This is a genomic window from Lentzea sp. NPDC051208, assembly GCF_040682435.1.
In the GTDB taxonomy this organism is placed as follows: Bacteria; Actinomycetota; Actinomycetes; order Mycobacteriales; family Pseudonocardiaceae; genus Lentzea; species Lentzea kristufekii.
On sequence record NZ_JBFBAW010000001.1, the window covers coordinates 105,488 to 120,729 of the forward strand.

Consider the following 15,242-nt stretch of genomic DNA (forward strand, 5'->3'; position numbering starts at 1 on the left):
GCCGGCTCGGCCAGGACCTGGGACAGCCTCAGTACAGTTCCGGCCGCCTGTCGGTGAGGTACGGGGTCTCGGCGCGGGCCTCGGCGATCAGCGACAGGTCCAGATCGGTCACCAGAAGCCCGTCCGAGGTCCCTGCGTCGATCGCGACGACCCGGCCGTCCGGTCCTGCCACCCTGGTGAGACCGCAGTACTTCAGATGACGTTCCCCGCCGGTCCAGTTGGTGTAGGCGATGAACAGCTGGCTCTCGAAGGCGCGGGCCGGCACCACCGTCTCGGCGACGAAGTGCCACGGGACCATCAGGGCGGTCGGCACCACCAGGAGCTCGGTGCCGCGCAACGCGTGCGCGCGAACCAGTTCCGGGAACTCCACGTCATAACAGATGATCAAGCCGACGGTCGTGCCGTCGACGACGGCCTGCACGACCCCCGTGTCCCCCGCGCTGAAGCTCGACCGGTCGATGTCGCCGAACAGGTGCGTCTTGCGGTAAGTGGCCAGACCCGTTCCATCGGCACCGACCACCCGCACGGAGTTGTAGACGCGTTCCCCGGCCAGCTCGGGCCAGCCGTGCACGATCGCGATACCGCACTCGGCGGCGATCCGCGCGACTTCGCCGCACATCGGTCCGCTCTCCGGCTCAGCGAGCTCACGCAGCTTCCGGCCGCCGAGGTTGTAGCCGGACAGCGACATCTCCGGCGTGACCAGCAACCGCGCGCCGGCCTCGGCGGCCTGCCCCGCGCGCACCCGCAGACGGGCGAGAGCACCCGCCACGTCGGACGGGTGCGTCGAGGCCTGCCAACAGGCGATTCTCATCGCGAACTTCCTCCTACGCCGTACGTCTCCCGCTCGCCGCGACGCGGACGCGGCGGACGAATCGTGGTCAGGAGAGGGCCGAAGACGAACCAGGCCACACCGGTGCCGGTCATGATCGGCATGGCGACCTTCCACATGAGTTCGGTCTGCTCAGGTGTGCTGACGAAAAGGACCAACGCGGCCATGATGACCATCGAGATGAGCCACGCGAGCGCGAACTTGCCGAACTGCGCCCACTCGTAACGCACCTTGGCGCGACCGTACTTCGGCGGGTGGACAGGTGGCGGACCGCCGGCGAAACGGTGGTGGAAGCGCTGGTCCGCCCACCGCATGATGCTGTGCCCGAATCCGAGGGTGAGACCGAGATAAATGGCGGCCGCCGCGTGCGGCCACGTCGCCTCGCCACCCGCGCGCAGGTCGAACACCGTCGCGACGAGCAGCACCACGTCCACGAGCGGCGTGCAGATGAGCAGCGCACCGCCGACCCTGGGGCTCCGCAGCGGATAGCGCGCGACCAGCCCGGCGAGCAGGAAGAACCAGAACCCGATCTCACATCCGATGATCAGTGCGAGGATGAAGTTCTCGCGGACGTACCCGAGGATCTCCGTCATACACCGATCGTGGCAGGACGATCTATTGTTCTGTTATCGCCTGTTCTTCCGGTGTCACCGAATGTCCCTGGGCGCGCATTTCCTCCAGTCGCCGTGCCGGCTCCTACAATTCTCAGAGAGCTCTGAGATCGGGTGGCCAGCGTGAACCGAAGTGCGTTCGTCGGCGTGCAAGGGCCCGCGTCAGTGCCGCTGGCGACCTACCAAGCACACATCCGGGTGTCGGACGGGACCGTGACCGTGACCGAAACTCTCCCACCGACATCGTCGTCACCACCGAGTCCTGGGTGGACTGCATGAATCAGAGGTGAATCCCCGGCAGGATCTCGAATATCAGGAATCCTGATATAAGGAGAATGCGCCTGCCTTGTTGAACTGTCAAGAAGGGGTCCACCTCAGAGGTCCAGCACCAGGCGGGCCGAACGGGACCGGGACACGCAGATCATCATCACGTCGCCCACCGCCCGCTCCTGGTCGGTGAGCACGGAGTCGCGGTGATCGGGTGTCCCGGCGAGCACGGCCGTCTCGCAGGTGCCGCAGGTGCCTTCCTGACAGGACGACAGCACGGCCACGCCCGCTCGTTCGACGACCTCGAGGACGGACTGCCCGGCCGGCACCCGCAGCACCGCACCGGTCTGCGACAGCTCGATCTCGAACTCGTGCCGGGGCTCTTGTGCCGCACCGGTCTTCGGCGCGAACCGTTCGACGTGGAGTGCGTCTTCCCGCCAGTCCGCACAATGCTGCTCGACGGCGGTCAGCAGGCCTTCGGGACCACAGCAGTAGACGGCGGTGTCCTCGTCCGGCTCGCCGAGCACCGCCCGCAGGTCCAGCAGGCCGTGCTCGTCCTCCGGACGGATCTCGACCTGGCCGAGGTGCTCGAGCACGTCGCGGAACGCCATGGAGGACCGCGTTCTGCCGCCGTAGAACAACCGCCAGTCGTGACCTGTCGCCTCGACCTGGGCGATCATCGGTAGGATCGGGGTGATGCCGATGCCACCGGCGATGAACAGGTAGCGCTTCGCCTCGACGAGCTCGAAGTGGTTGCGCGGCCCTCGCACCTCGATCTGCTGCCCCACCGCGAGAATGTCGTGCACGTGCTGTGAGCCGCCGCGCCCGTCCGGTTCACGGAGGACGGCGACCTGCATGATCGAGGTGTCGTCCGGGTCGCCGCACAGCGAGTACTGGCGCACCAGGTCGTCGGCGAGCACGAGGTCGACGTGGGCACCCGGTGTCCAGCCCGGCAGCGGGTCGCCGCCCGGATGCCGCAGCGTCAGGAGCACCACCCCGTCGGCGACCTGTTCCTTGTCGTCCAGCAGGAGCTTCATGTCGTGTGCCCATCGGGATGGTCGAGCAGCCACGCCCACAGCTCGACGGGATCTTCGAACTCGCGCTCGGCGGAGCAGTGGCACACCGCGCGGAGCCGGTCCGTGCCGAGCACCCAGTGGATGCGGAACACGCGGTCGCCGGTGAGCGCGTTCATGCCTTCTCGCACAGGCGCTGGAGCATCCGCCGTGCGGCGAGCCCACCGGTGTCGATGTTGATCGACAGCTCCTGGTAGCCGTCCGGCTCCTTCGCGATGACCTGCTCCAGCACGTTCAACGCCACGACGTCCTGCATGACGACGGTGCGGTTGTTCTCGGCGAGGAACGCCGAGACCTCCTCGTCCCCGAGCGCGAAATCCCGTGCCACGCACCAGAAGTCGTGCGTCGAGGACTCCGTCTCCGGCGTGATCGCGTACACGACCTCGACGTGGAACGCGTCCGGGTCGGTGCCGTCCGGGTTGGGCACGGAGCCGACCGGCGCGATGCGACTGTGCAGTTTGTACAGGCACGGCGGCGTGTACTCGATGTCCTGCCAGCGCGCGATCCTGCCCTGCAGACCGGTGGACTTGGCGTAGAACGGCGGGCATTCCGCGTCGTCCATGTGCCGCGACACGTAGACGATGCCGGCGTCCTCGTCGACCTCGGTCGTGATCGGGGTGGAGGCGACCTCCGGTGTGCCGATGTAGCCGCCGTGCAGGTAGGTCTCGTGCGAGAGGTCCAGCAGGTTGTCGACGAGCAGCTCGTACCTGGCGTTCAACGGTTCCATGCCGGCGACCGTCGTGTAGTCCGGCGAGACGAGCCACGGCGCGCGCGGGATCCGCGACGCGTCGGCGTTCGCCGGGTCGCCGATGAAGACCCACACGAACGAGTCCTGCTCGACGACGGGATAGGGCAGAAGCCGTGCGGTGCGCGGGATGCGGGTCTGGCCGGGCACGGCGACGCACTTGCCGCTCGCGTCGTAGGTGAAGCCGTGGTACCCGCAGACCACCTGGTCGTCGACGAGCCGGGAAGGCTTCTGCGACAACGGGAAACGGCGGTGCACACAGCGGTCCGGCATGGCCGTCACCGCGCCGTCGCGAGTGCGCCAGAACAGAATCGGCTCGCCGCAGATGGTGCGGGTGAACAGGTCGTGCTCGATCTCGGAACCGTAGGCCGCGACGTACCACTGGTCGCGCGGGAAGCCGGTCATCGACGCTCCTCATCCGTGGTGGGAGACCACAGAGTGGCGGAGGCCACAGCCGGCGCCGTAGAGCACTTTCCGGAAAATGGAAGTCGATCCTAATTCGACAGTGCGCGGGAGATCGCCTGGGCGCTGGTGCGCACGAGCCGCGCCAGTGCGTGCGCGGTGGTGCTGCCGTGCCGCACGACCAGCGACACCGCGGCGACGACCTCGCCCTGCCGGTCGCGGATCGGTGCGCCGACCGACAGGGCGTCCATCGTGACCTGGCGGTCACTGATCGAGAAGCCGTTCGACCGGACGTCGGCGAGCATCCGGCGCAACCGCGCCGGATCGGTGACGGTCTTGGCGGTGTACCGGGCGATCGGTCCGTTGAGCACTTCCTCCTGCACCTCGACGGGGGCGTGCGCGAGCAGGACCAGGCCGACACCGGTGGCGGTGAGCGCGAACCGGTCGCCGACGCGGGTGAGCACCGGCACCGCGTCGGAACTCGCGATGCGTTCGACGAAGACGAGCTCCGTGCCCTCCCTGACGGCGAGTTGCACGTTCTCCCTGGTGATCCGGGAAAGGTCCTCGAGGAACGGCAACGCGGCCTCGCGCAGCCCCGGACCGCGTGGCGCGAGCGAGCCGAGCTCCCACAGCCGCAGCCCGATCCGGTACAGCCCGTCCGTGCCGCGTTCGACGGCGCCCCACGCGCAAAGCTCCTGCATCAGCCGGTGCGTGGTCGACAACGGCATGCCCGCACGCCGGGCGAGATCGCTCAACGTCAGCTCGCGGCGCTCGGCGTCGAACGCGTCGAGGAGCCGCAACGCACGGCCGATCACCGGCCCCGTCGGGCCCGCGGGCCTGCCTCTTCTCGACACGCTCATCCCGCCATCTTCCCGTGCCGTTCCAGGAGAGCCGATCGAACCTGGCGTACGGGTGGTACGGCCAGGACAGCACGATCAGCCCGCGGGCTCGCCCAGGTGCCGCCGCACGTGCTCGTGGCGGAAGTGGTGGACGGCGCCGTACTGGCGGAGCACGCCGCGGCCGCAGGCGTGGTCCAGGAACTCCCCCCCAGTCGCCACGGCAGCCTGCCGCGCGCGGCCAGCGCGAGCCGGGCGGCGGTGAACCTGGCGTAGGCGCTGAACAGCGCCCAGGCGGCGGCGAAGCCGAGGGTCATGTGGACCGCGTACCAGATTCCCAGGACGGCGAACACCGCCGCGATCCCGAGCATCGTCCCGGCGCCGAGCACGACCACCGCACGGTCGGCGCGGACAGTCGCGGCGGGGCTGGTCGGGCGCGCCAGGTCGGCGAGCCCGACCAGCCCGTCGGTCCGGTCCTCGCGCTGCTGCCGCCACAGCGCGCGGACGGACCACCCGAGCAGGGACACGCCGACCACGACGAGCGCGCTCAGCACCAGTACCGAGCGAATCGTGTGCGGCAAGTCGCTCGACAGGCCGACGGCGGCCGTCAGCAGGGCGAGCAGCCCGGCGACCAGCAGGAGTCCCGTGCCCAGGCTCCGGGCGAGCACGCGCATTTCGGCTCGCAGCCTGGGGGCCGAGGCGGTGAGGGCGTGCGGGGTCTCGAGGTCGCGCACCCCTGCGAACTCCAGGTAACGGCGGTTGCTCACCAGGAACCCGAGCATCACGGCGGCGACCAGGCCAGGGAGGGGGCCGGCGTTTCCCATGATGCCGTAGCCCATGGCCGCGCCACCCGCCGCCCGGCAGGCGGGAGCGGCCCACGGCACGGAGCGGTGCAGGCGCCACCACGCGAGATCCGGCAACCCGGTCGCATCGAGGTGCCGGGCCAGGTGGGCGAACCAGCGCTGGGCGGCGGTGTGGTGCAGCCGGGTGAACGACGGCCGGGCGGACGACCGAGTCCGCCGCGGCGGGTCGTCCGGGTAGACCGCCGGGATCAGGTGGGCCAGCAGATGGGCCTCGATCGCCGCCAGGCCGGGGAAGCGGGCGCGGTCGCAGAGCTCGTCCGGGTCCTGGTCGAGCCTCTGGTGGACCACGCGGATCAGCCACACGACCAGCGGCGTCGGGACAGGTTCGGCTCGGAGCCTGGCGAACAACGGACCGAGGCGGGCGGCACCGCGCGGCACCGCCTCGGTCAGGTACTGCTCCACGTCGTCGCGGTCCGGCGGCAGCAGTTCGGCGCGGGTGGCGCACACCAGCCCGCTCCCCACCGCCTCCAGCTCCTGGTACTCCGCCAGCCCGCAGGTGACCACCAGCGGGACCGACGAGCCCAGGCGGTTGAGCGCCGCGACGGCTCGCGGGCGCAGGTCGCCGGCGATGGTCTCCAGCCCGTCCAGGACGGGCAGCACCAGGCCGACCTCGAGCAGGGCGGAGGCCAGCGTGATGCGCCGGCCGTCCACCCAGCGCACGGTCTGGCCGAGCCGGTGGTCGCGGATCAGCCTGCCGGCGAGCCAGTCGAACGCGTGCAGCTCGTCCGGGTTCCAGTCGGTGACCGGGACCAGCACGGGCACCGGGCCGCCGGCGGTCCGCGCCGCCAGCTCGTCGGACACCAGCCGGATCGCCGACACGCTCTTGCCCGAAGCCGGACCGCCGAGCACGAGCAGCCTGCGGGTCGGCACGTGCAGGCGGAAGAAGGCACCGATCCGATCGAAGGTGACACCCCCGGCGGTCAACCGGGTGGCCAGGGGACGCGGGTCGGCGAGGCCGAGGCGCTCGACCTCGCCGCGCCACAGGTCCGCGACCGAGCCGGCCAGGCGGTCCGCGGCCTTGACCAGCACCTGGCTCAGCTCCGCGTCGACCGGCGTGGTGCGGAGCAGGGCGTCACCGCTCAGGACGGCCGGGGCGGCGGGAGGTGCCAGCTCCGGTGAGACGTGGCGGGGCTGCCCGGTCAGCACCCGCAACAGCTCGTCCAGCTGGCCGGGCACGGCGTAGCAGGTCGCGGAGTGCGGCTGGAGGAACGCGGGCAGGTCGTCCGCCGAGCAGCCGGGCAGGACGACCGGCAGGATCCTCGGCAGCCACCGGGGCCGGTCCGCCGCCAGGTGCTCGCGGAGAATCGCGAGCTGGAACCGGGCGTTCCCGCCGGCCGCGCCGTCCGGCCCGGCCAGCCGCCGGTACTCGGGCGAGGCGATCGCCAGCACGAAGTCGCCCTGTTCGATCTGCTCGACCACCCAGTCGCACCAGTCCCGCCGCTGTTCGCGCTCCCACTGGTCCAGACGCACGTCGATGCCGAACTCGCTGCGCAGTCGCCGGGCGAACCGCCGGACGGTCTCGGTGTGCTCGCCGGAGTCGTCCGCGTAGGAGACGAACACTCTGGGTGATGTGGGCGCCACGGCGAACGACCCTACCGGCCGATCATGTCGACGAACTCGGCCACCGCAGCTGCACGCGGCCTCTCGTCGCCGAACGTGGAGGAGCACCGCCGGGTGCCGGCCGTCCTGACCTACCTGGCCGAGTACGGCTGATGCTCCTCCCCCTTCAGGCTCAGCCCAGCACGCAGAGCAGCGAACAGGCCTTCGCGGACGACCACTCGCTGTACGTCCGGGTGCCGTTGACCGGCGTGTACTTCGCCTTCGCCTTGTTGGTCAAGGGGAACAGCGACAGCAACGCGTAGGTCGAGCAGTACACCACTTTGGACTCACCGGGCTGCAGCGTGAACGGCCCGGTCTGGCAGGCCGGTTCCACGTCGTCGACCACGTAGGCGTCGGCGATCGGGATCGGGCCGTTGTTCGTCACGGTCACCCGCCAGTACGCCGTGGCGAACAGCAGGCCGAGGACACCCACGGGTGCTTGCTTCACCCAGGGACCGGCTCCGCCCGCCTTGCAGTTGGCCGGCGTGTGCGAGCCGCAGATCTCCTTGTTCACCACCACGTTCGGCATGCACGCCGTTCCCGGTGCGACCTGACGGGTCACCGTGTTGGACGAGAAGCCGCCGGTCGCGTCGGTCCCGTTCGCGGTGTTCGCGACGGACGTGACCGCGCAGTCCGCGGAGATCGTGGTGCGGAAGCACATCTGCGGTGCGTCGCCGTTGAACTCGATGGCCAGGGACGGCTGGTTGCCGCCGCCGAAGTCCGCGGCGTTGTTCAGCACCAGCGACGCCGTGACGGTCAGCGAGGAGGCCGTGACGCCGGTCAGGTCGACCGTGCCGTCGGGGGCGAAACCCGGTGTGGCGACGGGGTTTCCGCTTCCGTCGACGGCCTTCACGGTGGAGGCGCCGAAGTTCACGTTCGCCGGTGTCACGCCGACGAGCCGCGCCGACGTGTAGGTGGTGGTGTGCGGTTTGCCGTCGCAGTAGAACTGGGACGGGGTGAGAGACACGGAGGCGCCGCTGCGAACGCAGGGCGACGCCCCCGTGTCAGGATCCATCGAGAACAGCACGCCCGCGTCGCCCAGGCCGATCATGCAGCCGGTGGGGACGTCGTAGGCGTAGCCGTAGTCCCTGGTGTCGCCGCCGTTGACGGTCGGGTGGGTGATGCGCGAAGGCACGCCGGCACAGGACGCCCCGGTGCTCCAGTCGTGGCACACCGCCGCGCCCAGGTACGGCCCGCGCCAGATGCCGATGAAGCTGCGCACGCGGTCGCCGGTGCGGACCACCTCGGGGTTGAACGCGATCACGCCTCCTTCCAGTCCGGCCGTGGCCGACGGCGCGGGCAGGGGTGAGCCGTCGATCGCGTAGCAGGTGGTGACGTTCGACGCGCCGGTCGTGCTGGAACACGCACCGGTCTCCGCACCCGTTGTGCTGTAGGCGGTGTAGGCGTTGTAGGTGATGTTGCCGTTGGGCCCGACGGGTTTCGGGGCGGGCCAGCCCGCGCACCTGGCCGTGGTGCCGGGGTCGAAGCAGCCCAGCTGGGGAGCGCCACCGGCGGCCGGCACCGACGAGGCGAAGAGCTTGCCTCCGGCGACGGTCAGCGCGCCGTAGTAGTAGCTGCCGGTGTTGGTCCACGGCACGATCGGGGCGTAGGGCTGGCCCGCGCACGCGCTCTGGGTGGCGATCGTCCAGCACACCACGTTGCCCGAGGTCGAGGCGCCGTAGAGGTTGCCGCCGATCTGGACGAGTCCCGCCATCTCGGTCGTCTGCCCGCCGCGGGGCATCAGCGGCCAGAACCCGCAGTTGCCGGGAGCGGCGAGGTCCATGCAGGCCACGCCGATCGAGGACGCCGTGGTCGCCGAGTAGTACACGCGCGCCGGATTCGCCTCGTCGCGCACGTACTGCGGTTCGAGCGGGCTGCTGATGTCGCCGGTGTTCCCCGCGCCGAACGGGCCGGGCGCGGTGTTGAGCGGTTTCGGCCACGGACCGTCCGGGCAGGGCAGGCTCGTCGCGAGATCGGTGCACACCAGCTTGGGCACGGTGAGAGCCGCGTGGTGGTAGACGTTCCACGCCTGCAGGCGGCCGTCGGACGTGCGCTGCAGGATCGGGGTGAAGCCGTCACCACCGGTCGAGGCCGCGCTGGCCTGCACAGGTGGCGTGAGGACGCTGGAGAGCGCCTTGCCGCCGTTGCGCACGTCGGGGTGCGTGGCGGTGACCGGGTTGCCCTCGGTGCCGGTCCAGCCCGGCGGTACCTGCAGCGAGCCGGCCAGCAGGGTGTGGCCCGCGCCGATGGGGTCGGTGATCGAGGCGGGCCCGTTGGCGCCGTTCGCGTAGGACACGACCCAGGAGGCGACGTCGCCGTGGGAGGCGGGATCGGACACGCCCTGCACGGACTTGGTGAGCGTGGACGAGGGTGGCTGGGCGGCCACGGGAACGGCGGCGGTGAGCGTGCTGCCAGCGAGCACGCTCGCTAGCACCATCGCCGGCAAACGTCTTCGCACGAGCATGGTCCCTTCGGTGGCGGGGTTGTTCGGGAACTGACCGCCGACGCTAGGGACGTCCTCTGTTCGGGAAAAACCCCCTCACCCGCGTGCTCGTGATGTCTGCACCATCAGACCAATGTGCGAATGCGGAACATGTGGCCTGACAGGAGATTCCATTTCATAGTTGAATGAAGTTTCACCTGAACGCCGCTGAAGTGCCTATGCGAGAAGCGAATGCTCGCGGTGCGGGGTCCACCGCAGGTGCACGTCGCGGTCGGGCGGGTCGGCCCGCAGCAGGGACAGCCGCGGCCGGACGGCGTCGGTGCGCGCGGACGGCGGCTTGCGGCTGCCCGCGCGGTACTGGACCGGCCACTCGGCCTGGTATCCCTGTTCGGCGGCCGCGTGCAGCGTCCAGTGCGGGTCGTAGAGGTGCGTGCGGCCGAGCGCGCACAGGTCAGCGCGGCCCGCCAGCAGGATGGAGTTGACGTCGTCGTAGGAGGCGATGGCGCCGACCGCGATGACGGCCGCGCCCTCGACCTCGTGGCGGATCCGGTCGGCGAACGGCGTCTGGTAGCTGCGGCCGTACGCGGGACGTTCGTCCGCCGTGACCTGACCGGTGGAGACGTCGATCGCGTTCGCGCCGTGGGCGATGAACGCGCGGGCGATCTCCACGGCGTCGTGCTCGGTGTTCCCGCCGTCGACCCAGTCGGTCGCGGAGATGCGCACGATCATCGGGCGCTCGGCCGGCCACACGGCGCGAACGGCGTCGAACACCTCCAGGGGGAACCTCAGCCGGTTCGTCAGCGAGCCGCCGTACTCGTCAGTGCGCTGATTGGCGATCGGGGACAGGAACGAGGACAGCAGGTAGCCGTGTGCGCAGTGCAGTTCGAGCAGGTCGAACCCTGCTTCGGCACCGCGCCGGGCCGCGGCGACGAACTCCGCGGTGATCCGGTCCAGGTCCTCGCGCCCGGCCTCGGCCGGGACGGGTGATCCAGGACCGTACGGCAGCGGGGACGGGCCGATGACGTCCCAGTTGCCCTCGGGCAGCGGTTCGTCCATGCCCTCCCACATCAGGCGGGTCGAGCCCTTGCGGCCGGAGTGGCCGAGCTGCAGGCCGATGCGGGCGGTGCTCCGCTCGTGCGCGAACGCCACGATCCGCGCCCAGGCGTCGCGTTGCTCGTCGGTCCACAGACCGGTGCAGCCGGGCGTGATGCGGCCCTTGGGCGAGACGCAGACCATCTCGGTCATCACCAGTCCCGCGCCGCCCATGGCCTTCGACCCCAGGTGGACGAGGTGGAAGTCGCCCGGCACGCCGTCGACGGCGGAGTACATGTCCATCGCCGAGACGATCACGCGGTTCTTGAGTTCCAGCTGCCCCAGGCGGAACGGCTGGAACATCGCCGGGGCCGTGCTCTCGAGTCCCTGGGAGGCGGCGAAGGCGGCGTCCACGCGGTCGGCGAACTCCGAGTCGCGGGTGCGCAGGTTGTCGTAGGTGATCCGGCGCGAGCGCGTGAGCAGGTTGAAGCAGAACCGGGTCGGCTCCTGGTCCGCGTACATGCCGATGCTCTCGAACCACTCCAGGGACGCCTGGGCGGCTCGCTGGGTGGATTCGACGACGGGGCGCCGTTCGGTCTCGTAGGCTGTCAGCGCGGTTTCCACGTCACCGTGTTCGTGCAGGCACGCGGCGAGGGCGAGCGAGTCCTCCATCGCGAGTTTGGTGCCCGAGCCGATCGAGAAGTGCGCGGTGTGCGCGGCGTCGCCCACGAGGACCACGTTGCCGTGGTGCCAGCGCTCGTTGCGCACGGTGGTGAAGCTGAGCCACTTCGAGTTGTTGGCGAACACCTGGTGGCCGGCCAGCTCCTCCGCGAACAGCTCGCGGACCCGGTCGACGGCGCGTTCGTCCGAGACACCCGGCGCGAACTCCTGCGCGGTGTCGAAACCGGCGCGGCGCCAGACGTCCTCGTGCATCTCGACGATGAACGTGGAACCGCTGTCGGAGTAAGGATAACCGTGGACCTGCATGGTCCCCCACGGTGTGTCCTTGATGAAGAACTGGAACGCCTCGAAGACGCGGTCCGTGCCGAGCCACATGTACCTGTTGTGCCTGCGGTCCAGAGTGGGGCGGAAGACGTCCGCGAAGGACTGCCGCACCAGCGAGTTGACGCCGTCCGCCCCGACCACGAGGTCGTGCGACGCGCGCAGGACCTCCGCCTCGGGCGCGGGTGTCGAGAAGTGCACGACCACGCCGAGATCGCGGCACCGCCGCTGCAGCAGCCCGAGCAGTTCCTTGCGGCTCATCGCGGCGAACCCCTGGCCGCCCACGGTGTGGCTCTCGCCGCGGTGGTGGATGTCGATGTCCGTCCACCGGGCGAACCGGCTGGCCATGGCGGCGGCGAACTCCGGGTCGGCGTTCTCGATCCCGCCGAGCGTCTCGTCGGAGAACACCACGCCGAAGCCGAACGTGACGTCCGGTGCGTCGCGCTCCCACACGGTGACGTCGTGCGACGGGTCGAGCTGCTTCATCAGCGCGGCGAGGTAGAGCCCACCGGGGCCGCCGCCGACGATGGCAATCCTCATGTGAGCACCTCGTCCTCGACGATCTTGCGGAGTGTGAAGCGCTGCAGCTTGCCGCTGGCGTTGCGCGGCAACGAGGTCCGGAACCGGACCTCGCGCGGGTACTTGTAGGGCGCGATGGTGCGCTTGACGTGGTCCTGGATCTCGCGGGCCTTCGCGGCGTCGCCCGGCACTCCGTCGCGCAGCACCACGAAGGCGCACACGACCGAGCCCCGCTCGTCGTCCGGTTTGGCGACGACGGCGGACTCCAGCACGTCCGGGTGGGCGTCGATGGCCTCCTCCACCTCCGGGCCGCCGATGTTGTAGCCGGAGGAGACGATCATGTGGTCGCTGCGGGCGTGGTAGTGGAAGTAGCCGTCCTCGTCGCGGTGGAAGACGTCGCCGGTGACGTTCCAGCCGTCCACCACGTAGTCCTTCTGCCGCTCGTCGTCGAGGTAGCGGCAGCCGACGGGGCCGATGACACCGAGCCGTCCCGGCTCGCCGGGGCCGAGTTCCTCGCCGTCGGCGCCGAGCACGGTGGCGCGGTAGCCCGGCACCGGTCTGCCGGTGGAGCCCGGCCGGATGTCGTCGCCGGCGGCGGAGATGAAGATGTGCAACAGCTCCGTGGCACCGATGCCGTCGATCACCTTGAGCCCCAGCCGCTCGTGCAGCCGTTTCCAGGTCTCCCGCGGGATGTGCTCACCGGCCGACACCGCCGTCCGCAGACCGCCGAGCTTCGCCTCGACACCGTCGCGCAGGATCGCCTTGTACGCGGTCGGTGCCGTCGCGAGCACCGTGACTCCCTGCTGTTGCACGAGGTCCGCGATCTGGGCGGGCGTGGCGGTCTCGGTCAGCAGGGCGCAGGCACCGGCCCGCAGCGGGAAGACGACGAGCATGCCCAGGCCGAACGTGAAGGCGAACGGGGCGGTGCAGGCGACGAGGTCGTCCTCGGTCAGCCGCAGCACGTGCCGGCCGAAGGTGTTGTCGATGGACAGGACGTCGCGGTGGAAGTGCGCGGTGATCTTGGGCGCTCCGGTGCTGCCGGACGTGGGCGCCAGCAGCGCCACGTCGTCGGCGGCGGTGTCGACGGCGGTGAACTCCCCCGGCTTGGTCGCGGCGAGCACCTGGAGGTCGTCGTACCCGACCACGGTCAGCGCCGGAAAGGCTTGCAGGTCCTCCACGAACCGCTGGTCGGACAGGGCGATCGAAGGACGGGTCCGCTCGACGATCGGCGTGAGCTCACGGGTCCGCAACGCGGCCATGGTCGTCACCACGACACCGCCCGCCTTGAGGACGCCGAGCCACGCGGCCACGGTCCACGGGTTGTTGGGCGAGCGGAGCATGACCCGTTGCCCTGGAACGAGACCGAGTTCTTCGGTCAGCACCTGGGCCACCTGGTTGGCGCGGGTCAGCAACTCGCCGTAGGACCACGTCTCCCCCGCCGGCGTGCGCAGCGCGGGGCGGTCGCGGCCGAACCTCGCGACCGGCACGTCGATGAGCTCGGTGGCGGCGTTGAGCCTGGCCGGGTAGTTCAGCTCCGGCGTCGTGAACTCGATGACGGGCCACAGCGCCGCGGGAGGTAAGTGGTCGCGAGCGAAGCTGTCCATGGTGAAGTCCTTCCCGGGCGGCGGGTCAGGAAGCGCGGATCATGCCCTCCTGGGCAACGGTGGCGAGGTGGAGACCATCGCGGGTGAAGAAACGTCCGTACCCGAGGCCACGGCCCGCATCGGCGGCGACGGCCTCCTGCACGTAGAGGAGCCAGTCGTCGACCGGGCCCTCGCGGTGGAACCACATGGCGTGGTCGAGGCTCGCGGTGACGAGACCGGGCTTCGCCCACGGCAGGTCGAGCACCCGCAGGACGGGTTCGAGGATCGTGTAGTCGCAGACGTAGGCCAGCGCGGCGAGGTCGCGCTGGGCGCCGGTCAGGCCGTCGACCGGGCGCAGCGGGTCGAAGGGCTTGATCCACACGGCCTGGTGCGGAACCTTCTCGCCCTCCACGGCGAGGTAGACCGGGCCGGGCGCGTGCCGCATGTCGAAGCTGCGGCCACCGGACCAGTAGGCCTTCGACTCCTCGGTCATCGAGCCGCCGGAGCGTCCGGCGAGGAAGTCCGCGGAGCTGGACAACTCCTCCGGGCCGGGCAGGTCCGCGGTGAACTCGGCCCGGAAGCCACCGCCCGGCTCGCCGGCGGCGAAGTTCGCGAGGCAGGCGTAGAGGGGCTTGCCGTTCTGGTAGCCGCGGACCTGCCGCGTGCTGTAGCCACGGCCGTCGCGCAGCAACTCCACCTCGTACCGCACCTGGGCGCCGATGTCGGCCGGGCGCAGGAAGTAGCTGTGCATCGAGTGCAGCGTCTTGCCGTCGGTCACCGAACGCATGGCCGCGGCCGCCGCGGCGGCGACCAGGTCCCCGCCGTAGGCCTTGGGCCACGGGCAGGGCTGGGTGACGGCGGTGAAGGCGAGGTCGAAGTGCTCCGGCTCGGCCTTCTCCAGCGCGATGGCGTCCGTGAAGATCGCCGAGGACGGCGTGGGCGTCATCGGGTCAGCCAGTCGCGCAGGTCCTCGTCCGGCACGTCGTCCAGGTTCACGACGATGTTCTCCGGCGTCCGCGTGGTCATCCACGTGAGCGGGTTGTTGCGGTCGAGGTTGCACTCGATGTGCGGCATGAACGGCGGCACGAACACCCAGTCGCCCTCCTGCATGTCGACGTAGTCCTCGAACCTGTCGCCGAAGTAGATCCGCGCCCGGCCGGACAGCACGTAGCCGCCGGTCTCGGCCTCGCCGTGGTGGTGGGTGACCGAGCGGTAGCCCGGTTCGTTGGTGACCTTGCCGAACCACAGCTTCGTCGCCGGGGTGTGCTGGATGCTCACGCCCGAGATCCGGATCGCGCCACCGGAGTTCGCGGTGTCCGGGTTCTCGGCACCGCCGCGCGTCACGACCGGCGCGACCAGGCCGCTGGGCAGCCGGTACATCGAGTTGTCGCCGTCGAGCTGGTACTTGCTCAGGTCGGGCTCCATATCTCGTATTCTT

At 70.3% G+C, this 15,242-nt stretch carries 12 protein-coding genes; all 12 read right to left on the reverse strand.

Translation table 11 applies throughout. The annotated features are described in order from the left end of the window. Positions 1-28: 28 nt before the first annotated feature. The 12 genes from AB0M48_RS00215 to AB0M48_RS00270 all read right to left on the reverse strand — a co-directional run bounded on the left by AB0M48_RS00215 (position 29) and on the right by AB0M48_RS00270 (position 15,229). Positions 29-811, reverse strand: coding sequence for a carbon-nitrogen hydrolase family protein (locus tag AB0M48_RS00215; RefSeq protein ID WP_363834622.1), 783 nt, complete (start codon positions 809-811; stop codon positions 29-31). After that, positions 808-1,422: a hypothetical protein gene (locus tag AB0M48_RS00220; RefSeq protein ID WP_363834624.1), complete on the reverse strand. Its 615-nt coding sequence runs from the start codon at positions 1,420-1,422 to the stop codon at positions 808-810. Before AB0M48_RS00220 ends, AB0M48_RS00215 begins: the two co-directional genes overlap by 4 nt. Positions 1,423-1,814: 392 nt before the next feature. After that, positions 1,815-2,744, reverse strand: a complete 930-nt coding sequence (locus tag AB0M48_RS00225; protein ID WP_363834626.1) for a PDR/VanB family oxidoreductase — start codon at positions 2,742-2,744, stop codon at positions 1,815-1,817. Continuing rightward, positions 2,741-2,899, reverse strand: a complete 159-nt coding sequence (locus tag AB0M48_RS00230) for a hypothetical protein (RefSeq protein WP_363834629.1) — start codon at positions 2,897-2,899, stop codon at positions 2,741-2,743. Before AB0M48_RS00230 ends, AB0M48_RS00225 begins: the two co-directional genes overlap by 4 nt. Continuing rightward, positions 2,896-3,930 carry an aromatic ring-hydroxylating dioxygenase subunit alpha gene (locus AB0M48_RS00235; RefSeq protein WP_363834631.1) on the reverse strand — a complete coding sequence of 345 codons (1,035 nt, stop codon included), beginning with the start codon at positions 3,928-3,930 and terminating at the stop codon, positions 2,896-2,898. Before AB0M48_RS00235 ends, AB0M48_RS00230 begins: the two co-directional genes overlap by 4 nt. An 89-nt stretch (positions 3,931-4,019) precedes the next feature. Further along, positions 4,020-4,787, reverse strand: coding sequence for an IclR family transcriptional regulator (locus AB0M48_RS00240; protein WP_363834632.1), 768 nt, complete (start codon positions 4,785-4,787; stop codon positions 4,020-4,022). After that, positions 4,784-7,207 (reverse strand): SEFIR domain-containing protein, encoded by a 2,424-nt coding sequence (locus AB0M48_RS00245; RefSeq protein ID WP_363834635.1) that lies wholly within the window; start codon positions 7,205-7,207, stop codon positions 4,784-4,786. Before AB0M48_RS00245 ends, AB0M48_RS00240 begins: the two co-directional genes overlap by 4 nt. Positions 7,208-7,358: 151 nt before the next feature. Beyond that, positions 7,359-9,647, reverse strand: coding sequence for a hypothetical protein (locus AB0M48_RS00250; protein WP_363834638.1), 2,289 nt, complete (start codon positions 9,645-9,647; stop codon positions 7,359-7,361). 237 nt (positions 9,648-9,884) lie between these two features. After that, positions 9,885-12,242, reverse strand: a complete 2,358-nt coding sequence (locus AB0M48_RS00255) for a bifunctional salicylyl-CoA 5-hydroxylase/oxidoreductase (RefSeq protein WP_363834641.1) — start codon at positions 12,240-12,242, stop codon at positions 9,885-9,887. Beyond that, positions 12,239-13,825, reverse strand: a complete 1,587-nt coding sequence (locus tag AB0M48_RS00260; protein WP_363834643.1) for an AMP-binding protein — start codon at positions 13,823-13,825, stop codon at positions 12,239-12,241. The genes AB0M48_RS00255 and AB0M48_RS00260 overlap by 4 nt, the downstream gene beginning before the upstream one ends. A 25-nt stretch (positions 13,826-13,850) precedes the next feature. Next, positions 13,851-14,750, reverse strand: coding sequence for an acyl-CoA thioesterase domain-containing protein (locus AB0M48_RS00265; RefSeq protein ID WP_363834646.1), 900 nt, complete (start codon positions 14,748-14,750; stop codon positions 13,851-13,853). Continuing rightward, positions 14,747-15,229, reverse strand: a complete 483-nt coding sequence (locus AB0M48_RS00270; RefSeq protein WP_363834649.1) for a cupin domain-containing protein — start codon at positions 15,227-15,229, stop codon at positions 14,747-14,749. The genes AB0M48_RS00265 and AB0M48_RS00270 overlap by 4 nt, the downstream gene beginning before the upstream one ends. Positions 15,230-15,242: the final 13 nt, after the last annotated feature.